Annotated in this window: 19 protein-coding genes; 7 read left to right on the plus strand and 12 right to left on the minus strand. The window is 64.3% G+C overall.

What is annotated here, in order from left to right; genetic code table 11:
* Positions 1 to 18: 18 nt before the first annotated feature.
* From BV95_RS22670 to BV95_RS07575, 3 genes are read right to left on the minus strand one after another with little or no spacing between them, the layout of a single operon-like run.
* Complete coding sequence (locus tag BV95_RS22670; protein ID WP_051749652.1) at positions 19 to 774, minus strand: glycosyltransferase family 25 protein; 756 nt, start codon at positions 772 to 774, stop codon at positions 19 to 21.
* Positions 775 to 827: 53 nt separating this feature from the next.
* On the minus strand, positions 828 to 2306 hold the full coding sequence (locus tag BV95_RS07570; protein WP_037449527.1) for a lipopolysaccharide biosynthesis protein: 1479 nt from the start codon (positions 2304 to 2306) through the stop codon (positions 828 to 830).
* 55 nt (positions 2307 to 2361) lie between these two features.
* Complete coding sequence (locus BV95_RS07575) at positions 2362 to 3264, minus strand: glycosyltransferase family 2 protein (protein WP_037449530.1); 903 nt, start codon at positions 3262 to 3264, stop codon at positions 2362 to 2364.
* A gap of 213 nt (positions 3265 to 3477) precedes the next feature.
* On the opposite strand from BV95_RS07575, the gene BV95_RS07580 reads away from it, so the two are divergent.
* Entirely contained in the window at positions 3478 to 4557 is a 1080-nt protein-coding gene (locus tag BV95_RS07580; protein ID WP_037449533.1) for a glycosyltransferase family 2 protein, read from the plus strand.
* 3 nt (positions 4558 to 4560) lie between these two features.
* Here the strand turns inward: BV95_RS07580 and BV95_RS22675 are convergent, their stop codons facing one another.
* Positions 4561 to 5496: a transglutaminase-like cysteine peptidase gene (locus tag BV95_RS22675; RefSeq protein WP_156028611.1), complete on the minus strand. Its 936-nt coding sequence runs from the start codon at positions 5494 to 5496 to the stop codon at positions 4561 to 4563.
* A gap of 373 nt (positions 5497 to 5869) precedes the next feature.
* Between BV95_RS22675 and BV95_RS07590 the strand changes: the two genes are divergently transcribed.
* The 4 genes from BV95_RS07590 (at position 5870) to BV95_RS07605 (ending at position 10442) form a co-directional block, all read left to right on the plus strand.
* Positions 5870 to 7087, plus strand: coding sequence for a cell wall hydrolase (locus BV95_RS07590; RefSeq protein WP_037449536.1), 1218 nt, complete (start codon positions 5870 to 5872; stop codon positions 7085 to 7087).
* Between the two features lie 63 nt (positions 7088 to 7150).
* Entirely contained in the window at positions 7151 to 7615 is a 465-nt protein-coding gene (locus tag BV95_RS07595) for a hypothetical protein (RefSeq protein ID WP_037449538.1), read from the plus strand.
* Position 7616: 1 nt separating this feature from the next.
* On the plus strand, positions 7617 to 9026 hold the full coding sequence (locus BV95_RS07600) for a polysaccharide deacetylase family protein (protein WP_037449540.1): 1410 nt from the start codon (positions 7617 to 7619) through the stop codon (positions 9024 to 9026).
* 90 nt (positions 9027 to 9116) lie between these two features.
* On the plus strand, positions 9117 to 10442 hold the full coding sequence (locus BV95_RS07605) for an O-antigen ligase family protein (protein WP_037449543.1): 1326 nt from the start codon (positions 9117 to 9119) through the stop codon (positions 10440 to 10442).
* Here the strand turns inward: BV95_RS07605 and BV95_RS24730 are convergent.
* From BV95_RS24730 to BV95_RS07635, 6 genes are all read right to left on the minus strand, one after another.
* A complete protein-coding gene (locus BV95_RS24730; protein WP_037449546.1) occupies positions 10388 to 10975 on the minus strand; it encodes a hypothetical protein in 588 nt (195 codons plus the stop codon). The two genes, BV95_RS07605 and BV95_RS24730, sit on opposite strands and share 55 nt — an antisense overlap.
* Positions 10976 to 11021: 46 nt before the next feature.
* Positions 11022 to 13181 (minus strand): GumC family protein, encoded by a 2160-nt coding sequence (locus tag BV95_RS07615; protein WP_037449549.1) that lies wholly within the window; start codon positions 13179 to 13181, stop codon positions 11022 to 11024.
* A gap of 18 nt (positions 13182 to 13199) precedes the next feature.
* Positions 13200 to 14486, minus strand: a complete 1287-nt coding sequence (locus BV95_RS07620) for an outer membrane beta-barrel protein (protein WP_037449553.1) — start codon at positions 14484 to 14486, stop codon at positions 13200 to 13202.
* A 62-nt stretch (positions 14487 to 14548) separates the two neighbouring features.
* Positions 14549 to 14998 carry a hypothetical protein gene (locus BV95_RS07625; RefSeq protein WP_037449556.1) on the minus strand — a complete coding sequence of 150 codons (450 nt, stop codon included), beginning with the start codon at positions 14996 to 14998 and terminating at the stop codon, positions 14549 to 14551.
* A 163-nt stretch (positions 14999 to 15161) separates the two neighbouring features.
* The gene (locus BV95_RS07630) at positions 15162 to 15746 is read right to left on the minus strand and encodes a polysaccharide biosynthesis/export family protein (RefSeq protein WP_037449559.1); all 585 of its coding nucleotides are present in this window, start codon (positions 15744 to 15746) and stop codon (positions 15162 to 15164) included.
* A 111-nt stretch (positions 15747 to 15857) separates the two neighbouring features.
* Complete coding sequence (locus tag BV95_RS07635) at positions 15858 to 17120, minus strand: glycosyltransferase (protein WP_037449562.1); 1263 nt, start codon at positions 17118 to 17120, stop codon at positions 15858 to 15860.
* Between the two features lie 273 nt (positions 17121 to 17393).
* Here BV95_RS07635 and BV95_RS07640 point away from each other — a divergent pair, with 273 nt between their 5' ends.
* Complete coding sequence (locus BV95_RS07640) at positions 17394 to 18407, plus strand: acyltransferase family protein (RefSeq protein WP_234703119.1); 1014 nt, start codon at positions 17394 to 17396, stop codon at positions 18405 to 18407.
* Positions 18404 to 18922, plus strand: coding sequence for a serine O-acetyltransferase (locus tag BV95_RS07645; protein WP_037449568.1), 519 nt, complete (start codon positions 18404 to 18406; stop codon positions 18920 to 18922). The genes BV95_RS07640 and BV95_RS07645 overlap by 4 nt, the downstream gene beginning before the upstream one ends.
* Before the next feature lie 21 nt (positions 18923 to 18943).
* Here the strand turns inward: BV95_RS07645 and BV95_RS07650 are convergent, their stop codons facing one another.
* Together BV95_RS07650 and BV95_RS07655 are read right to left on the minus strand one after the other, a co-directional pair.
* Positions 18944 to 20119, minus strand: a complete 1176-nt coding sequence (locus tag BV95_RS07650; protein ID WP_037449571.1) for a glycosyltransferase family 2 protein — start codon at positions 20117 to 20119, stop codon at positions 18944 to 18946.
* Between the two features lie 34 nt (positions 20120 to 20153).
* Complete coding sequence (locus BV95_RS07655; RefSeq protein ID WP_037449574.1) at positions 20154 to 20396, minus strand: hypothetical protein; 243 nt, start codon at positions 20394 to 20396, stop codon at positions 20154 to 20156.
* Between the last annotated feature and the right edge of the window lie 162 nt (positions 20397 to 20558).

Genomic DNA, 20558 nt, shown 5'->3' on the forward strand with positions numbered 1-20558 from the left:
TTCGAACCATGTCGAAGATCAGGCGGTGCGTGCCCTTTTTACATGGCGTTTGAATGCCCGGATGACGGAAAGGAAGCTTGGCGGCATCAGCCGGGTCATTGCAGAGGACCCAGAAATATCGGAATGAGAGGGCCGCTGAAAACCCAGTTTCGGCCATGCCAGATAGACCTGCAGATCAGGATACCGGTTCCGAAACCAGGAATATCCGCCGTCAATTCCCTTCGGCGCATCCTTGCCGGCGGTCAGGTCCAGTAGATATTTATCCAGTTCGGCAACCAGTTGTTCCAATATGGATCGGTGGAAACCGACGAAATGCGTGCCCCGAAGCCATTGGACGCCATGGTCGATATGGATGAAGGGATCCACCTGCTCTGGTTTGTCGATCAGGTCATGGCCACCATAGAATATCGACCATGGCTTTTGCGCCAGGCTGGCTAGGGCGTTTGGCAGCTTGTCTTCGATACCGGCGACGAAATCGCAGTCATCCTCAAAGATCAGGATATTGTCCTGCCCGTCCAGCGCTTCCCTCAATATGTCCACATGACTGTGCCAGCAGCCGCGAGCACCGATCAGCGGAAAGGGACCGGGGTCGGAAAATAGGGCAGCTTCATGGAATCGGACCGGGCCGTCGGCCGTGATCTCCAGGCCGATCTTCGCGAATTCCCTGGTTATTTCACGCCGCCGATCCGCTCGCGACGCCAGGTTGATAATGCGAATGGCGCCGAAATGTTTCAGCAATTCCTGTCCAACCGACCGCCGGAGCGTTCCGCGCATGAATATTTCCTCCAATTCGCAAATTACTGGGGTGGCATGATGATCATGGACGATCAGCCACGCTCATGGCGCGGTTTAGGCCGCTCCACCAAACGGTTCAGCAGCACGCCGCGCGCGATCCTCAACAATTCCCGTCCAGGTTCGGAGGCGAATTGCACCGCCAGCGCCGCCAGATAGGAAATTGCCACCAGGCTCGATAAGCGGACCACGCCGGCGACCTCGACGGGCAGCAGCGCTCCCGCGCTCCAGCAGGCCGCCCCGCACACGACCGTGACGATATGCAGCCGCGCAAAGTCTCCGAAGCTGACGGGCATGTCCCGCGACGCCAGTCTGAACAGCAGGGGCGAACGCGCCGCTTCGCCGATGAAATAAGCCATCGCCATGCCAACCGCGCCCCAGAACACGCCGATGGCGAAGCCCACTATCACGGTGGCGGAGGCGAACAGTCCCCAATGCATCATCCTGCGCGATTGTCCGGACGACATGAACAGCCAGGGAACCGTCTCGTTGATCAGCAGGAGCGGCGTGGCGGCGGACAGCCAGGCGAAGATAGGCGCCGACGCGTGCCATTTCCCCCCCAGCAGCAGGCCGACCGTTTCATGGGAGCTCACCGAACAGGCGATGACGCCGGGGATCACCAACGCGGCGATGCCCTGGACGAACAGCAGATAGGCCCGGCGATACCGCTCCGGATCATCCCGCGTGCGGGCTAGCACCGGCAACAGGTTGCGTGCCAGCGGGGCGCAGATATTTTGCAGGGGCTGGAACATCAGCCGGTAAGCCCGGTCGTAATAGCCCAGCGTCTGCCCGCCCCAGACGCGGGCAAGCAGGATATTGTCGATGTTGCGCGTGACGAAGGTCGCCATGCCGAAAACCGACACGCCGCCGCCGAAACGGACCATCGGCGCGATATCGCGCCATTGGAAGACGAGCCGCGGCCGCCACCGTTCCGCCGTCATGAATCCGATCACGCTGACGATCGTGGTCGCCAGCGCCCCCACCAGCAGCGCCCAATAGGATCGGATCAGGAATACCGCTGCGATGGTGACGACGAAGCCCGTCACGCTGCTGGCGATATCGATCAGGCTTTGCGTATGGAACCGCAAATGGCGGTTGAGCAGCGCATTGTAGAGCGGACTGGGCGCCATCGCCAATATCAGCAGGCTCGACGTTGCGACCAACGGCCCGACCGCGTCGTTCCGATAGAATATAGATGCCAGCGGGGATATCATGATCAAGACCGCCGATATTGTCGCGCACATCAGGATATTCATCCAGAATAGCGACGATATCTGGTCGTCAGACACTTGCTTCGCCTGAACTATCGCATGGTCGAAGCCGATATTCTGGAACATCATCGCCAGGCCGACGATGGGCGCTGCCATGGCGTAGATGCCATAGTCGGCGGGGGATAATATGCGAGAAGCGATGATCACCAGTCCCATGCTGGAACAGATGCGAATCAGTTGCGCGACGGCGGTCGATCCTATCCCCCCCGCGACTTTCCGCCCATAGCCCCCTTCATTCGACAAGGATCGTCTCCAACAGGCGTGCGAATTGCGATGTCATGCCGATACCTATGACGTTCTACCGCTGGTCTCTGCCCATCGTTTCCATCTTCAGTTTCAGGCCAGACCATAGAAGATGCAGGGAAGACCGTCTCAATGTCCGGGGATGGGGATTGATGAGGTTGAGGAGGGCGGGCGCGAATGCGCCCCTTGCGGTATTGGCGAAATAGACTTTCGTCTGGGCCAGGTGAAAGGACTGGAACCGCCGCATCTTGCGGGCCGAACCCTCGTCCATGCGCGCGATGATGCGCGCATACAGGCTTTCATGGCCTTTGACGACGGATTGGACGTTGCGGGAAATGCGTTCATTGCCGTCGAAATAATAGAGGGTGAGGGGAAGGGGACTTACACGGATGCCGCCATGGTCGTGCAGCTTGATCCACAAATCCCAATCCTGACAGCTAGGAAGGCTTTCATCGAATCCTCCTATCGCGTCGAACGCTTCGCGGCGGATCAGCGCCGCGGAACAGCCGCCAAGACAATTGGTGAAGACCAGATCCGCGGGATCAATCACTTGCCCGGCGAACTTCGTCGTCCTCTGTCCACCGGGATTCTCGAACAGCGTATCGGTGAATACCGCACCAACGTCGTCGTCGATCAGCTTCACCTGTTCGCGAAGCTTTTCCGGATCCCATGCATCGTCCGAATCGAGCAGGGCGATCCATTCCCCCTTCGCCACGCCCGCACCGATGTTGCGGGCGCGGGGCGCACCGCCTCGCTTCTCCAGGGTGATAAGATGGATTGGCAGCGTTCCGTCCATTTGGGCCTGCACGGCCGCGACGGTCGCGCCATCGTCGTCGGATCCATCGTCGACGACGATGATTTCCATGGGACGGAAGCTCTGCGTCTTCACGCTTTCGATCGCCCGCCCGATCACGGCGGCGCGATTGCGCGCCGGAATAACGACCGAAATCGTCGTCATGAATGGATATCCCGTTTCTGTTTGCCCCGCCGCAGCGTCAGGGTGCAGACCCGACCGCATTGCAGCATCAACTATGCGAAATGATCCCGCGAACGTCTATAGTTTCTTTAGGATTAATCGTGCATGGCATTATTGGGGGCACGAAATTCGATAATTCTTCATTGATCCTGCCCAATCATTTGCGGATTTCAATGGTTCGATCCAGGGAACGGAATGGCGCGCGTCGATATCATCATGCCTGTCCGCGACGGAGAAGCCTATATTGACGAGGCTGTTCGTTCCATCATGGGGCAGACGGAGCGGGACTGGCGGCTTATCGTCCTTAACCATGCTTCCCGTGACGGGACGGCCGCGATCGTGGACGGGCTATGCCGCGAAGACAGCCGGATCGAAACCGTGGCCTTTGGCGCGGAAATGACGGTATCCGACGTCCGCAATGCGGGCATCGCATTGTGCGATGCGCCATTCACCATGCTGCACGATGCCGACGATGCCTCTCTCCCTGAGCGGATGACGCTGCAACTGGCGCTGCTGGAAGCCCAGCCCGGACTGGTGCTCGCGGGCGGAGGCTATGAGATCATGGACGGAAACGGCGCGCGCCTCTCTTCGCGCCTATTGCCCTCCGATCCGAAGCGGCTGTCAACCGCCTACCTCTTCAGCAACCCTGTCGCGCACCCGACGGTCATGTTGCGCACCGGCGCGTTCAAGGATCTGGGCCTGCGCTATGGCCGGTCGGAACTGGCCGTCCGCTATGGGATCGCGCCCATGGAACTGACGAACTTCGCCGAAGACTATCTGCTGTTCGGGCAGTTGGCGGTGCTAGGACTGTGCGGCAACGTCCCGGTGCCCATATTGCGCTATCGCAGGCATGCTGGCGCGACCAGCGTCATGAATTTCGACCGGCAGATGCTGTTGTCCGCCGACATATCCCGCCATCTGATGGAACTGGTTGCCGCGCATCATGGCGTGGACTGGCAAGACCCGGTCCCGTTCTGCAATCACGGCGCGCGCCTTTACCGCGATACTTCCCCCCATGATCTCGCGGCGCGCTGGGCGGCGATGGAGGCGATCCTTGTCGTGGCCTTTGGCGACGTGCCTGGGGTGCGGAGGGAATTGGCCTTCCGCCGGGTGCTGGCGACGCGCAACCTGCCCATGACCCTCGCCCGCTTCGCCCGGTTCCTGACGCGGCACGCGCCCGACAGCGATGAGGCCGGAACGATCAGGAATATCGTGAAGGCTTCCCTTACCCGCAAGCCGTCCATGACGGCCCCGTCAAGGCACGCGCCCGCCTAAGCGTCAAACGCGGGCGCTGACCCACGTCATCTGGTCGTTCGTGGATTGGATGCTGATCCAGCTATAGCCGGTCTGGTCGGCGCGGCGGACCCAGGGGGTGGCGCTGTCCAGTACCATGTCGCCTTCTTCCGTGCGCGCCACCAGCACCGTGTGCAGGCCGGTCGCGGTGGAGAAGACCACGGCGAAGCTGACATCGGCGGGATCGAAGCCCCGCGCCAGCAATTGATAGCGTTTCTCGATCGCCAGATCCTCGCAATCCCCCGCCGCCCGCGGTCCGATGCCGCTGCGTACCCAATGCTCGGCTTCGGCGTAGATTTCCATGTCGGGGCGCTGGCGGACCCGGCCGTTGACCAGATTGTTGACTTCTTTCAGCAGCGCGGCCTTCCGCCGCCCGTCATCCGGCTTCAGCGTTTCGGCCTGCGGCGTCGCCGCGCCGGTCTCCCGCGTCAGGCGGAAGGGCTTCACGCTCAACCCGGCGGTCGGCATCCCCGCAAAGGCGGCCAGCACGGGCGCTTCATGGCTTGCCATGCAGAGCGATGCACCGTTCCCGACAGGAACCGCCTTCAGCCTGGCCAGTAATTCGTCCAGTTCGTCAAGGGCGGGGGAGGTGGTTTTGTTGCCGCTCGCCATTGGCGTGAAGGAAAAGGCTCCGCAAGCCGACGGTCTTGGCAGGCCACGTCCGGCTTCGCTGAACCGCGCGAAACCTGGCAGTTCGAACATGTCGAGCGTCTGGCGGCCGCTTTCCTCCGTCGGGGCCTCATGGCTGGATGTCGCGCAGAAGGTCTTGTCGGTGTTGCACATGGCGACGAAACCGCGAGGGGCCTCCACCGGCGCCCCCCTGGAGATAAAGAAGGAGGCGCCCGCCCGCGCATGAACGGGCTGTATGGCCAGGGCAATCAGGCCAATGGCGGAAATAGCGGATAGGAACGCTGAACGCACGAAACCCCCTTTGCGAAGGAGGTTTATTTAAGTTTGCGCCAATTTATCCGTAATTGAGGGAAATAGTTTATTCGAAATTTATCATGAGATATTGAATTTTACTTGGTTATTACATAGTAAAATATTGAAGTTATTTTATGATTAACTATATATGAACTGCTGTGCGGTAGGAGAAATTCGGAGGTTGTGCCTCATTCCCCTCCACCAGCCTTCGGCCGGTCCCCCTCCCCATCTCTCGATGGGGAGGATTGGGATAGGTCGCTTTCATCCCAATCTCACTATCCAAGGCTGCTCTCGCGAAAAGGTTCGCATCCGCAGCAAAATCCGTCTAGCGATGCGGGGCGGTCCGGCGGGTGAAGGGGTGTGCGTCGTAATGCGGTTCGATCTGCCAGCCCTTGTCCGTGCGCCGCGCTTGCCGGTTCGTGGGGGGAATTGGCTGCTGCTGCCTTTCCTGATTGCGGCGGCGGCGCTTGCCGCTCTTGTGGTCAGCGACTGGTCGCCATGGCCGATGCCGTCGGCCATGAAGCTACAGCCCTTGCCGTCAGCGCCGCTGGTTCCGCTGGTGGAGCCGGTCAGGAATCTGGATGTGACGCCCGACCGGGCGCGGCGGATCAACGCGCTGGTTCCTCTGGCCGCCGTGCCGAATCCGGCGGCAAAGCCCTTCCGTTTCGCGGGCGCGGCGCAGGATGCGGCCGGGGCCCAGGCCTGTCTGGCGGCCGCCGCTTATTATGAGGCGGGCAACGATCCGCTGGGTCAGGCGGCAGTGATTCAGGTCATCCTCAACCGTGCGCGGCACCCCGCATTTCCCCATTCGATTTGCGGGGTGGTGCTGCAGGGCGCCGAACGCGCGACCGGATGCCAGTTCAGCTTTACGTGCGACGGATCGCTGAAGCGGCGCTCTCCTTCGCCCGCGGCCCTGTCGCTGGCGCGGGCGACCGCCAATCTGGCCATGAACGGCAGCGTTTTCGCAATGGCGGGCAACGCCACCCATTATCATGCCGACTATGTCGTCCCGCAGTGGAGCGGCGCGATGGACAAATTACTGGCCTTTCACGGTCATTTGTTCTTCCGCTGGCGCGGGCCCGCCGGGGATGCGCGCAATTTCACCGGGCGCTATGCGGGTGGGGAATCGCCGGGGATGCTGGCCCGCTTCGTGGCGGCGGCGGCCCCCGGTCAGCCGGACGGCAGCGCGGTGGCGGACGATGGCGCGCCGTCCCCCGCCATGTCCGCGACGGCCACTGTGCCTAGCGGCGGCGTGGTGCGGTCCGACGACTGGCGCGGCATCTATTATGCCTATTTCAGTCCGGCGGACTATCCCGGCCATTTCGCCGTGCGGGCGGTGGAGATCTGCGCCAGCCGCAAGATATGCAGCGTCTACGGCTGGGGCGCGGTCGCGCAAGTGCCCGTCGCCGTGACGGAAGCGCGCCCTGCCCAGATCCTCTTCATCTATTCGAAAGCCCCCGGAAGAGCCGATATGGTACAATGGGATTGCCAGCGCATGGTCCGCGACAATCCTCGCCAATGCCTTCCCGGAACCGTGTCGACCCAAGAAAAATCTCTGATTTCGACTGATTCTATCCCGAAAAAATAATGCTGTCCTACAGGCTCGGCCATGGCGCATAGGCTGGTTCCTCATCGTTGAGGAGGAGGACTCATGTCAAAATATAGCCAAATAGGTAAATATGGGCTGATGGCCGCCCTGCTGCTGCTCCCGTCATGGCCCGCCATGGCGCAAAAGGTGGAGGCGCCCGGCGGCTATGCTCCCTTGTCCGCGCCCTGTTCGGTCCAGACGGACGGCATTTGCCGTCCGCTTTCGGCCGACGCCCCCTTGCCGGTCGCGCCGCCGCAGGAACGGCTGGTCCTGGTGTCGGGGAATGAAGCGGCGGCGGCCCGCACTGTCCTGGGCGGCCGCTATATTCTCAGCCAGTCGTGCGGCGCCTATGGAACGCTTGCCCTGCGCTACCGGGGCGCGGACGGCGCGACGATGCTGCCGCTGGTGACGAAGGGCGCGTCGGACGCGACCACCGGCACGTCCGTCTATCTGGCCAACGCCGCCGTGGTGGACGCCGCCATTTCCGGCACCACGGGCTGCAACGCCATTTTGTCGAGGGTTCCCTGATATGATCAGAAAGACGATCGCGCAGATCGCGCTGCTCGCCCTGTCGGCTCTCCCCGGTTCGGGGACGGCGCAGGATGTGGATGCCGTCCGTCCGGCCGAAACGGCGCAGGCGAGCGCCGAATGGCTGTCCCAGCCCGCCGACGGCGACAAGGCGCCCGGCGTCGGCGGACGCATCAACCAACGCTACCACGTCGGCCAGGCGAACGCCGTGCTGGCGTCCTTCGATCTCGTCTCGCGCCTGTCCGGCAGTCCGGCGGGCATCGCCGACGTGACGGCGGACGACGCGCTGTACGGCGCTTCGTCGCTCACCTTCACGCCATCGTCCACCGCAACCACGCAGGTGCGGCCCGCCGCCGCGCGCGCGCCGGTCGACGTGCGGGGCCAGATCATCCGCTGGTGGGTGAAGGGCGGGCAGGACGCCAACGCCCGCCTCGGCACTTTCAGCATTCGGCTCTATTCGGCTGGCTCCCCGTCCAGCCCCGGCGCCAATTATCATGTCTATGCCGCCGGCGGGGACGTGAAGACCGCCATGGGCAACGGCGAAACGCGGTGGATGTCGTTCAGCGCGTCGCCCGCCGCCTTCACGGCGGTGGGCACGGGCGCCGACCTTTCCGCGATCACCTTCGCGGTGGTCGACATGGCGGCCGCGTCCACCACCAGCCAGATGATCCTGCGCTTCGGCAATGTGGAGGTCGTTCCCAACGGCATCGCCAAGGCGAAATTCATTGTCGCCTTCGACGACATGTATCCGCAGACGGTGCAATATGCGTCCCGCGTCATGGCCCGTTACGGCTTTCGCGCCATGCTTTATCCCAGCAGCCTGATCACGCTGGGGCAGGGGGGCAAGCTGACGGTGCCGATGGTGAAGAATCTGCACGACAATCTGGGCTGGCAGATTGCGAGCCAGGCCTGGTCCACGGAAAACAACGTCGGCGCGGGCGGCATCGACCTGATGACCAACGACCAGCGCACGGCGGAAATGGCGAAGCTGCGCAACATGCAGAATGCGCTGGGCCTGACGGGCGGCGCGCATGGCAGCTATTTCAGCAATGTCGGCGTGGCGGACATGATCGCCTATCCCATGTTCCGTCAGCATTTCCGGTCGATGCGGGCCTATTATTTCGGGCCGGTCCCGCCGGAAACCTTCCCCTGGGGCGATCCCATGCGGATCAAGGCGCAGGGCGCGGGGGAATTTCAATATAATAGCGACGCGGATTTATTCACCAACCGCTGGAAACCCTATATCGACAGCGCCATCGCGCAAAAAGGGGTCGCCTTCCTGGTGTTCCATGGCGGGCTGAATTCGGCGGGGGTAAGCTGGCAGAGCAGCTTCGATGCGATGATGGCCTATCTGGACGCGCAGCGCGCCAATATCGACGTCGTCACCGTCGACGATCTGGAAATGCCCTGACGCGCCCGAATATGGTTAAATTTCTTGGTGTTCGGCCTCGTCCGAACTAAGAAGTCCCCCGCCGCCCGATGCAGGGCGGCGGGGGACTTCATGACGAACAGATTGCCGCAGGCCGCGCTTATCATGCCGGTCATCCTCTTTTGCGAAATGCTGGCCCTGGGTGCGGACGGCCCCTTTCTGGGCGCGGTTGCGGCGGTGGCGGAAATTGCCGGGGCGATGATCGTCCTCTGGCTGCTGCGTCCCAGCGTCGCTTTCTGGCGCGCCTTCTCCCTGCCCTTGCTGGCGGCGGCGGCGGCATGGGCCTGGCTCGCGTCGGCGATGATGCCGGGGCCTGACATGTTCGGGCGAAGCTGGGCCGCGCCCGACCTGTTGCCTTCCGCGCTTGCCCGCTTTCTTGGCGGCTGCGCTGTCCTGCTGGCGTCGGCGGCGGTCGGCTGGCGGCGGCGCGGCCTGCGCCTTTCGATCGATTGCTGGCTGCTGTTGGGCCTTATCCAACTGGCCGTCGCCTTGTTCCTGCGCCAGTCCGACCCCAACAGCGTCTGGGGCGTCGACAAGGGTTTCCTGCGCGACCGCTTCACCGGCACCTTCGTCAACGCCAATGCGGCGGGCTGCCTTTACGCGGTGCTCGCTACGCTGGCCCTGGGGCGCTGCATCATGTTGTGGCGCGGCCGGTTTGCCCCGGCGCCGCTGATCACCCAGATGGTCGCGCCGGTCGCGCTGCTGGGCGGCTTGGGCGCCTGCGCCATCACCGGATCGCGAACCGCTCTGGTCGCAGCGCTTGCGGCGCTGATCCTGCTGGCGATCCAGTTCGGCTGGACCGAATATCGCAACCGGGCGAAGGGGCATGCCGCGCTCGTCTTCGCCGGCACCGCCACGGCGATCCTGCTGATATTGGCGCTGGTGGGCGAAAGCACGGCCGAACGATTCAGGCAGGTCGACCAGGACGGCAGTTTGCGGGTGGAAATCTGGTCATTCTACTGGCGGCTGGCCCGATCCGCGCCATTGGGCCATGGGCCGGGCGGCCTGGAGGACGCCGCCCTCCACGCCTATGCATCGGTGAACGAAGCCAATATGCTCTGGTTCGTGAACTCCGCGCATGACGTCTTCCTGTCGCTGCTGATCAACGGCGGCTGGCCCTATTTGCTGCTGCTGATCGCCCTGACCGCCGCCCTGCTGTTCCCGCTGCGCCGGCCGTCGGCCCGCGAACAGGGCGCGACACTGGCATCCGCCGTCGGCGCGCTCGCCATCATTCTCGTCTGCTCCAGCGTGGACATAGCGCTCGACATGCCGGGCATGGCGGCGCTGGGGGCGATGCTGCTGGGCCTGACATGGGGCGCCGCGGCCGGCGCCCACCACCGCAGTCAATCCCCGCTGCTGCTCAGCTTCGCTTCGACCAGCGGAGCCGCAGGGGTCTGAGCCACCAGCCCGCGCGCATAATTATAGGTGCGGCTCGTGGCGCGGGCGAGCCACACCGTCTCGTCCACGACCCGCGACTGAGTCTCCGGGTCCAGCAGGCCCCAGACCGACACGGCATAGCGGATGCGCCACGGCGCGCTGCCGCGCAGGAAGGGCGCGGCCGCATAGCTGCGGCGCAGCGCTTCCCGCGCCGAAGCCGCTTCCGCCCCGTCGCGCAGCATCGCCAGATAGGCGGCGCTGACCTCCGCCTCTCCCCAGGAAGGGCGCGCCGAAAGGGCATGATCCATGTCGGCCGTCGCCAGCCGCAGCAGCGTCGCCGCCTTGCCCGGTTCCTCCACCGCGGCATGGGCACGCATGATCCCGCGGAACAGTGCGCTGCGCGGCGGCAGTTCCGCTGACGGCCGGTTCGAATCCACCGCCGCCTGGAACCCGGACAAGCCGCCCGCCTGCCGCGCCGAGGCGGCCTTCGCCGCCATCACGTCATATTCCACCGCCAGCATCCGCCCGGCGAAGGCCAGGCAAGCCGCCAGCACGACGAGCGCTGCCCCGTTCGCGATGGGGCTGCCGCGCCTTCCGCCCTTATTCGGAGTGGTAGTAATGCGAATATTTCCGCGAATAATAGAGGGCGCCATAGGCCTCTTCCCCCGCATCGACCATGGAGAAGATGGCCCCGGCCAGCCGCGCATCGTCACTCGTCAGCCATGACAGCGACGTCTTCACCGCATTGGCGGGCGTGTCGCCCCATTTGACGACCAGCACCACCGCGTCGGCCAGCAGCGCCACGGTCCGGGCATCCGCCAGTCCCAGCAGCGGGGGCGTGTCGATGATGATCCGGTCGTAGATGCGCGATTGCGCGTCGATCAGGTCGCGCATCTTCCTGCCGCTGAACAGATCCTCCGCCACGAAGGATGTCGAGGCGACCGGCAATATGTCCAGCCCGGCCACCGCGTCCTGGACGATGGCGTCCTCCGCGCGCAGGTCGCCGGTCAGGATTTCGACCAGCCCCCGGTCGACGTCGATCCCCGCCGCCTCGCGCAGACCGGCGCGGCGCAGGTCGGTGTCGATCAGCAGCACCTTCTCGCCCGCCATGGCGCATATGCGGGCCAGGGTCAGCGAACTGCTCGTCTTGCCTTCGTCCGGCAGGCTGGAAACGATGGTGATGACCCGCATATCGGCGCCGTCCCGGCCCAGCAGGGACCGGCGCAGCACGCGATAGGATTCCGCATAGGAACTCATCGCCTTGTTGATCAGGGTCGCGGGCGCCGAACAGGGCCGTCCGTCCGCATCGCGCAGCTTGCCCGTGTCGATGCGCGGTATGCTGGCCAGCACCGGCACGCCCAGCCGTTCGAGGTCGGCGACGCTGTACAGGCCCTTGGCCAATATCTCGCGCATCAGCACGACCCCGCTGCCCGCGGCGACGGCGCCGATGAATGCCAGCGCCAACAGCAGCTTGCGATTGGGGGAGGTCGGCTTCGCGGGCGGTACCGCCGTTTCGATGACCTGCGCCTGGGTCAGCGCGCTGCGCGCCACCTGGCTCATGCCCTGCGCCTGTTCGGCCAGCTTGTTATAGGCGGAATGGGCGGCGTCGGCCTGGCGCTGATAGGTGTCGGCCATGACGCTGGCCCGCGTATCCGTCGACTGCTGGCTGCGCAGGCGGCCCATGTCCGACCGCAGGCTGGCCGCCCTGGCGTTGGCCGCGCTGGCTTCGCTGACCAGGCCGCCGATGATGCGGTCGGCCTCATCCTTGATCTGGGCGTCCAGCGCCCGCAACTGCTCGATGACCTTGACGGATTCGGGATGCTTGGGGCCATAGCGGGACAGGACCTCGCCCTGCCGCTGGATCAGTTGGGCGCGCTGCGACCGCAGGTCGGCGATGACCTGGGAATTGAGCACGGCCGACACCGCGTCCAGCCCGCCCGAAGCCACCTGCGCCCGTGCGGCGGCCAGTTTCGCGCTTGCGGCGGCCGCTTCGGACTGCGCGGTCGCCAGTTGGGATGCGAGCGGCGCGATCTGCTGGTCGGTGACGCTGGTGTCGCCGCCGCTGACGATGCCGGCGGTGGCGCGATATTGGGCCAGCCGGGCGTCGGCCTGCACCGCCTGATCGTTCAGCGTCGCCAGCCTTTGGTCAAGATAGCTGGTTTCGCGCGACGCCGTGCCCGTGCGCCGCCCCACGCTGTAGGCGATATATTGGGTGGCGAAGGCGTTGGCGATCGCCGCCGCCGCCGCCGGTTCCCTGGCGGTATAGCCGACATTGACGATATAGGTCATCTTGTCGCGGGCGGTTTCCAGATTGCCCAGCAGCCTGTCGGCCAGCGCGGTTTCGAACTCGTCGCGCTCATGCGCCGTCGGCCGGGCGGGCAGGGGATCCAGCCCCTTGACGAATTCCGGATTGCTGTCCAGCCGGAGTTCGCGGACCACGCCCTTGGCGATATCGCGGGACCGCATGACATTGACTTCGGTGTCGAAGATATTCTGGTCCGGCCGCTCGTTTCCGCTCATCTGCCCCAGGGCCGCGTTGGCCGAAGGATCGATCTTGACCCGCGCCGTCGCCGAATATTTCCACGGCATCATCAGGATCAGCGCGGCGGCGACTGTGAAGGCGACCGTCGACACGATGGCGAATGTGCGCCAGCGCCGCCGGAACATGCCGATGACTGCCGTATTGAGCGAGGATATTATCCCCGAAGCGGAAGCCTGGGCGGTGATGTCCGCGTGGGATGCGCCGGTCTGGTCCAACATTCTGACTGCCCTATCGGGTTAGGGGTGCACCGAAATGCCGGCAAGCAGCCGGAATTCGGAAAGGGTGGTGCCGTTGCCGGCGGCGAAGTCGTTCTTGCGCCGGGCATAGGACAGGTCCAGCTTCGCGCTGAACATGCGGTTGGTCAGATAGGTCGCGCCGCCTGACAGGCGCGTGACCCTGGCCTTGCCGTCAAATCCGAAAAACTTGTCTTCCGACAGCGATGCGGTGGCGTTCAACAACAGGTTGCGCAGCAGTTCATGATCGGCCCGGACCGCGCCCATGGTGGTGAAGAAGCCGCTGCCGGTGGCCGACGCATCCTGTATGTCCCGCGAACCCGACAGGGTGATCGTCGTCAGCCCGGACAGGAAATATTCGATCCTGCCGTCGAAGGAAAAGCCCTTCACATCCTGATAGAGGGCGGAATCGAACTTGCGGTCGATATAGCCCGCGCCGAACGTGCCCCGAACCAGCGCCGCTATGTCCAGCGTGATGCCGCCCAGCAGCCGATATTCCGTGGAATCGCGATTGGCGACGCCCGGCGCCAGCACCCGGTCATATTTCGTGTCGGTGTAGGTCAACTGGGCGAAAACGCCGGTGTCGGGCGTCACCCCATATTCAAGCTGCACCGCGCCGCTGGCGATCCTGCGGTCGCGATTTTCCTGCGAAAGGATCGCGCCCGCCAGCGTGTCGACGGAATGGAAGTCGTAATCCGCATAGGCGCCCGCAGCGACGACCCTGAACCGGGCGAAGCGGGCATCCGTCAGGAACCGCGCCTGGCTGCGCTGATAGGGGGTGGGGCTGCGCACGTCGGTGACGGCGGCGCCGGAAAATTGCGATTCGAACAGCCGCGCCGTGTCGACGCCCAGATTGAGCGTCAGGTTGCTACCCGCGTCATAGCGGCCGCGCGCCGCGACCTGCCAGCCGTTCTGGTTGCGCGGCGTCTCCGTCGCATAGCGGATCAGATTGCCGCTGCCCTCGACCTGCAGGCTGTTGCGGGACCAGTTGGACCGGGCCAGGACGCGGGGCGTGGCGCTGACGAAGAAATCGCCCTGCCTGTCGTCCGGCGTCTGGTACACATTGTCCGAATAGCCGGGCTGGACGTCCAGCGACGGGAAAATGGTGAAGCCGCCCGCGGGCAGGCCGACCGGGTTGGTTTCCGGCCGCGCCCGTTCCGTCACGCTCACATTCCGGCCCCGGTCATATATGATCGGGACGACCGTATCGATCGTCGACTGCGCCATGGCGATGGCGGGGAAAATGGTCGCGCCGATGGCAGCGATGGGCGAGCAGAAGCGGAAGGTCATGATCGGCCTTTTCGAATTCGATCATCGATGGACGGGATGACGGCAGACGGGCTGCGACGTTGTCAGTTCTGCGGCGTGTAGCTCGCGCCCGTGCCGCCGCCGCCGACATTGGGGCCAGCCGCCAGCGACGCTCCGCCGCCCGACAAAATACCCCCGGTGCCCGCCAGTCCGCGCCGCAGCGAAGCGATGACCGATGCGACGGCGGTCTCAACCTTGCGCGGCTTGTTCTTGCGCGCCGCGATGAATTCCAGCGCGGCCAGATTGACGTTCATCGGCTGCTGCTGCTGGTCGATGGCGAAGGTGACGGCGGCCTCCACATCCTGCGCGGTGGCGGTGCCGGGCAGGGCGGCCACGGCGGCGTCGATGCTGGCGATCAGCTTCTCCACGGCGGCGGGGTCCGGTTCGGCCGCCGGGGCGGAAGCCGTCTGCCCGTGCACCGGCATGGCGGCCAGCGACGCCGAAACGACGGAAAGCAACGCGGCGACCGCTGCGCCTTTTTTCTGGACAGGCATGAAATATTTCCCCCTTCGAAATTCAGGGCATTTCCGGGTCGCCAATGGTCGGCGGCCCCGAAAATGCGTCACCCAAAATAAAAGAGCGTTTCCACGCAAGGCGGAAACCCTCAACCTCCCCCATGAACCACTTCATGATATCGCCGGTCGATAGCCGACAACTTCAAAAGAAACGTTCGCCGATCCGGACCGTGTCCCCTGGAAAGACCTGAAGGTCCGGCGTCAGCTTGATTTCCTTCTCGACGACTTCGCCGAAGCGCTTGATGTAGATTTTTCGCTTGTTGGCGCGATAGGTGAAACCTTCGGCGCGGGCGACCGCGTTGAATATGGTCAGCCCGTTGGAATAGGAATATTCGCCGGGCTTGGACACTTCGCCCAGAATATAGAAGGGGCGATAGCTCAGCACGTCCAGGCTGACGCGGGGTTCCCGCAGATAGCCGTCGGCCAGCTTCGCCTCGATATCTCTGGTAATTTCCCTGGGGCTGCGGCCGATGGCCTTGACCTCGCCGATCAGCGGCAGCGACAGGGTGCCGCCGTCGCCGACGATGAACTCGCCCGACAGCGTCTCTTCATTGAAGACGATGATCCTGACCTTGTCGGCGACGCCCAGCTTGTAATCGGTCAGCGTCGATGCCGCCGCATCGGCCGTCGCGGCCGCCGGTTCCACGGCGGCCCCTTCCGGCGCCGCCGCCTGCGCGAAAGACGGTAAAGCGCAGGCGATCATGCAGGCAATAAAAAACTTCGACATATATCTTCGGATACACAAACCGCCGCCCGGTCGCAATTAAAATGCTTGAAAATCGGTAAGAAGGTTCAAGAAGCTTTAATCTCTGCACTGGAAAATGGTTAATTCCGACGGTCAGGCGCGCTCGATTTCCGTCCGCTCCGGCCATTCATATTTGGAAGACGCATCCGCATGGCCCAGCGATTCGGCGAAGCGGACCCTCAGCTTCGCGGCTTCCCGCTGCGCATCATGCTCTTCGCGCACGATCCGCCGTCCTTCCTCGCCCATCGCGGCCAGCGCAGCCGGGGGCGTGTCGGCGCAATCCCGCATCGCCCGCGCGATGGCGTCGACCGATCCCGGCGTGAAGAGCCAGCCGGTGCGGCCGTTGACGACCAGATCGGCCAGCGCGCCGACATTGGTGGCCAGCACAGGGCGACCGAGGGCGAACGCCTCCATCACGACGATCGGCAACCCTTCCGCGAAACTCGCCATCACCAGCGCGCGGGCGGTTGCGATATGGCTCCTGACCTGGCTTTCGTCGGCCCAGCCGGTGATCTTCACCGCCTCGTTCAGCCCCAGCCGCGTCATCGCCGCCTCGATCCGCCCGCGCATCTCGCCATCGCCGACCAGGGTCAGCGTGGCGGGAACGCCGCCGTCACGCACCTGGGCCAGCGCCTCCAGCATGAGCAGATGCCCCTTCTCGCCGCTCAGCCGTCCGACGCTGACGAAATGCGGGGCCGCTACCGGGGCCGTCGGTTCGACATCCAGAAATTCGCGGGACAGGCCGCAATGCACGACGCTGATCTTGTTCCAATATTGCGGATCGCACCAGCGATAGAGCTGGCTGGCGCAAAAATGCGTGATGGCGATCACGAAGGCGGCCTTTTCGATCTTCGTCCCCAGATGCAGGCCGATGGGCCGGTCGAACTCGCCCGATCCATGCACGGTGACGCTGTAGGGGATGCCGGCCAGGGTCGCGGCCACCATGGCGACTTCGGCGGCGTTCGTGCCGAAATGGGCATGCAATTGCCGCACGCCTGCCGCCGCTGCCTGCCGCGCCAGCAACGCCGCCTCCAGAAAGGCGATCAGGTGCAGCGGGATCGACCGATCGGTCTTGGGCATCATCCGCATGGTCAGCCGCAGCCCCTTCAGCCACCGCACCGGATGGGCAATCAGCAGAATCAGCGCCGCGACCAGCAGCGGCAAGGGGCCGCGTTGCAGGATATAGCGTGTCCGGTCCCGTTCCGACGCGTCGGCGGGATCGGCGATGTCAGCGTCCCATCCCCTCAATGCCCAGCGTTCGACGGTCACGCCTGCCGCCTCCAGAGCCAGTATTTCCCGCCGGATGAAGGTGTGGCTGACCTTTGGATATTGGTTGGTGAAATATCCGATGATCATCTGTTGTCCCATTATATTGCCGATGACCTTTTCCGTCCGGAATCCGTCATGAAGGCCCCAAGTCGCACGGACTCCTAACGTAAAAGCGGCAGGAATTGAACTATCCATATACGGTCGATCAGCTATGGGTTCGGATTGTGCCATAGCGGAGCATTGAGGAATTTCTGTCCTTTATCCACGTCTTTTTCCGATCCATATGCGCCTCATGCCGACCATGATTCGCAATGCTTCAGCTATGCTGCGATGAACGCCTCAATCGCCGCGCCGCACCCCTTGGCCAGACCCGTCGCCGAAGCCGACACGCCGCATGTCTCCATTCTCGACGGCTGGCGCGGGATTTCGATCCTGCTCGTGCTGGCGGCACACATGCTGCCGCTCAGTCCCAAGGCGCTGAAGCTCAACGAAGCCGTCGGCATGGTGGGGATGTCGCTGTTCTTCACTCTGTCGGGCTTTTTGATCACTAAGGCGCTGCTCAAGGATTCGTCGGTCCTTCCTTTCCTGATCAAACGGCTGTTCCGCATCGTTCCGTTGGCATGGACGTTCGTCCTGCTGGTCGTCGCGACCCAGGCATCGTCCTGGCAGACGGTCGCCGCAAATCTTCTGTTCTTCGCCAACAACCATAAACCTTATCTCTTTTTCGCCGGGCATTTGTGGAGCCTGTCGCTGGAGATGCAGTTCTACATGTTCGTCGCGCTGCTGGTCGCGATTGGTGGGCGCAGGGCGATCATGGCCCTGCCGCTTCTGGCTGCCGCCGTCACGCTGTACCGCGCCGTTAACGGCATTACTGCCGGCGTCCACACGTTCGACCGCATCGACGAGATTTTGGCCGGCGCGATCCTGGCGATCGCGATCGGCCGGGGATGGCGGCCGTCCGAATCCTGGTGTAGGCCGTGGGTCTGGGCGTTGCTGCTGGCCTGCAACCTGATCGGATCGCTGCCCTATATGCAGCATCATTTTCCGCTGCTCGCCTATCTGCGTCCTTATCTGGCGGCGGGCGCCGTTGGGCTCAGCATCTTTGCGCCGGACAGCGCCGTGACCCGCTACATGTCGAGCGTGCCGCTGCGCTATGTCGCTCAGATTTCCTTCGCCCTCTATGTCCTGCATCCGCTCAGCTACAAGGGCTGGCTGGGCAGTGGCGATACGATGGAACGCTATCTGAAGCGCCCGCTATGCTTCCTGCTCTCCTTCGCCGCCGCGCATCTCTCGACCTTCCATTTCGAACGGCCGCTCAACCGTTTCGGCCACCGGCTGGCGTCGCAGGTCAAGCGCGGGAGGGCCGATCCATGAGCGAAGGCCGCCCCGGCGTCTGGCGCCTGATCCGGGAGGACAGGTCGGCGCAGCGCGAAGGCTTCTGGGCGCAGGGTTTCTGGGCCTTGGCGGTCTACCGCCTGTCCCACCGCCGCCTGGCCATGCGGCAGGGACTCGTCAGGCGGCTATGGGGCGGATGGGCGAAACTGGCCGGCAAGGCGGTCGAATGGCTGTGCGGCATCTCCCTGCCGGAAGAAACGACCATAGGCCGCCGCCTGCGGATCGAGCATTTCGGCGGCATCATCGTGCACAGCGCCACGGTGATCGGCGACGACTGCCTGCTGCGGCAGAATGTGACGCTCGGCAACCGCAGCGAGGCGCGGCCGCTGGATGCGCCGGTGCTCGGCGACCGGGTCCAGGTCGGGGCAGGGGCGGTGATACTGGGCGCGGTGCGGATCGGCGACGACGCTATCATCGGCGCCAATGCGGTGGTGCTGATCGACGTGCCCGCGGGCGGCGTCGCGGTGGGAAATCCGGCCCGGCTGATCAGGTAGGGCAGGGCGAGGCGTGAAGCCTCACTCGCCGTCGCGCGCGGTGCGGACCCAACCCCGTTTCGGGCCAAGCGCCAGCCGGAAGTAGAAGCCCATCTTCTTCAAAACGCTGACCGGCATCAGCACCATCTCCCGCAGCGTCAGGAGATCCCGCCCATATCCCGCCCACGCCAGCAATATGGCCCCCCCGAACAGCGCGATCATGCCCGACAGCAGAGCCAGCGGCGCCACGCCGCCCCCCGCCAGCCACCACAGGCCCGACAGGGCGCACAGCACAGCGAGCAGCATGCAGAGCAGGCTCAGCGGCGGAATGGCGATGTCCAGCCCTAGCAGGATCAACCCCAGCTTGCGTCGCCTCAATCCCTCCAGCAGCAACGGTAGGACGAAACGGCGCATGATGGACATATATCCGCTCTCCCACCGGGCGCGCTGGATCTCGGCGGCCTTGCCGTCCAGCGGCAGCGGGCTGGCGATGCGCGCCTGGGGCGAAAAGACGGGCGGATGACCGGCCCTGGCGAGGTCGATGCCCAACAGCAGATCCTCCACAATTTCCCCGGACGCGATGGGAATGCTGTCCAGCGTATCGCTCGGAAACGCCATGCCGCTGCCGGTCAGGATGCACGGTACGCCCAGCGCATGGCACCCCAGCAGGCGGACATGGTTCTTGACGCGGATGGCGAACGCGCTGAACCGCATGGCCAGCCGTCCTTGTGCCGGGGCGGTGATCAGGTAGGAACCCTGCACCGGCCGGCCGGTGCGCGCCACATCGGCCGCCAGCCGCGACAGGGCGCCGCTTTCGACATGGCAATCCGCGTCCACGACGATGATGACCGGATTGGTCCATTGCCGCGCATGGGCGACGCCATGGGCCAGCGCATATCCCTTGCCCCGCAGGTCGGCGTCGACCCGCTCGGTCACCTCCGCCCCCATGGCGCGGGCGATGGCGGCGGTGTCGTCGCTGCAATTGTCGGCGACCACCAGCAGCCTGTCTCCCGCCCGCAATTGGGGAAGCAATGCCGAAAGCGTCGCCGCGATGACAGCCTGTTCGTCATGCGCGGGGATCAGCACGGTGAAGGCGGGGGCCTCGCCCGGCTCGCCGTTCGGGCGCGCCAGGAAGGCGCAGGCGATTTCCAGCGCGAACAGCGCGACCGGCGGCATGGCCAGCATGGCGCAGAGCAGCAATATCGTGGTGACGGTCATGATCCCTGCCCAGCCTGCCGATGAGAATGTGCGCTTATTTCTTACCCGATCCCGGCCGCCGCCATCCCATCGCCTCCCTGATCATGAGAAGGCAAAGCCAGCATAAGGTCGCCGCATAGAGGGGAAGCCAGAAAATCGCCATGATCCTGTCGGCCGTTCCCACCGTCACGACGTCGCGGGAACGCGTCTGCCGCCGCCACAGGGCGACAAGGCCCACGACCCACAACGTCGCCAGGGCAAGAAGAGCGGCGCTGGCCCATAGCGGATAGGAAAGCATGAGATGCTAGAACTCAAAAACAGAGGATTCGTCAAGCTTTAAGGAACAGTGCCAATATTTTTGACCCGGCGCCCAAGTCAAAGGGCCATGTCTGGAAGATGAAATGGCCAACCCCTCCAAATTCCCCCTCCCGCAGGCGGGAGGGGGTTAGGGGGGTGGGCG

This window comes from Sphingobium chlorophenolicum (genome assembly GCF_000722875.1).
GTDB classification, from domain to species: Bacteria; Pseudomonadota; Alphaproteobacteria; order Sphingomonadales; family Sphingomonadaceae; genus Sphingobium; species Sphingobium chlorophenolicum.

Coding starts and splice junctions, on each gene's coding strand:
- BV95_RS22670 (WP_051749652.1), bottom strand. CDS start 774: ATGCGCGGAACGCTCCGGCGGTCGGTTGGACAGGAATTGCTGAAACAT.
- BV95_RS07575 (WP_037449530.1), bottom strand. CDS start 3,264: ATGACGACGATTTCGGTCGTTATTCCGGCGCGCAATCGCGCCGCCGTG.
- BV95_RS07580 (WP_037449533.1), top strand. CDS start 3,478: ATGGCGCGCGTCGATATCATCATGCCTGTCCGCGACGGAGAAGCCTAT.
- BV95_RS07590 (WP_037449536.1), top strand. CDS start 5,870: ATGCGGTTCGATCTGCCAGCCCTTGTCCGTGCGCCGCGCTTGCCGGTT.
- BV95_RS07595 (WP_037449538.1), top strand. CDS start 7,151: ATGTCAAAATATAGCCAAATAGGTAAATATGGGCTGATGGCCGCCCTG.
- BV95_RS07600 (WP_037449540.1), top strand. CDS start 7,617: ATGATCAGAAAGACGATCGCGCAGATCGCGCTGCTCGCCCTGTCGGCT.
- BV95_RS07605 (WP_037449543.1), top strand. CDS start 9,117: ATGACGAACAGATTGCCGCAGGCCGCGCTTATCATGCCGGTCATCCTC.
- BV95_RS07615 (WP_037449549.1), bottom strand. CDS start 13,181: ATGTTGGACCAGACCGGCGCATCCCACGCGGACATCACCGCCCAGGCT.
- BV95_RS07620 (WP_037449553.1), bottom strand. CDS start 14,486: ATGACCTTCCGCTTCTGCTCGCCCATCGCTGCCATCGGCGCGACCATT.
- BV95_RS07625 (WP_037449556.1), bottom strand. CDS start 14,998: ATGCCTGTCCAGAAAAAAGGCGCAGCGGTCGCCGCGTTGCTTTCCGTC.
- BV95_RS07630 (WP_037449559.1), bottom strand. CDS start 15,746: ATGTCGAAGTTTTTTATTGCCTGCATGATCGCCTGCGCTTTACCGTCT.
- BV95_RS07635 (WP_037449562.1), bottom strand. CDS start 17,120: ATGATCATCGGATATTTCACCAACCAATATCCAAAGGTCAGCCACACC.
- BV95_RS07645 (WP_037449568.1), top strand. CDS start 18,404: ATGAGCGAAGGCCGCCCCGGCGTCTGGCGCCTGATCCGGGAGGACAGG.
- BV95_RS07650 (WP_037449571.1), bottom strand. CDS start 20,119: ATGACCGTCACCACGATATTGCTGCTCTGCGCCATGCTGGCCATGCCG.
- BV95_RS07655 (WP_037449574.1), bottom strand. CDS start 20,396: ATGCTTTCCTATCCGCTATGGGCCAGCGCCGCTCTTCTTGCCCTGGCG.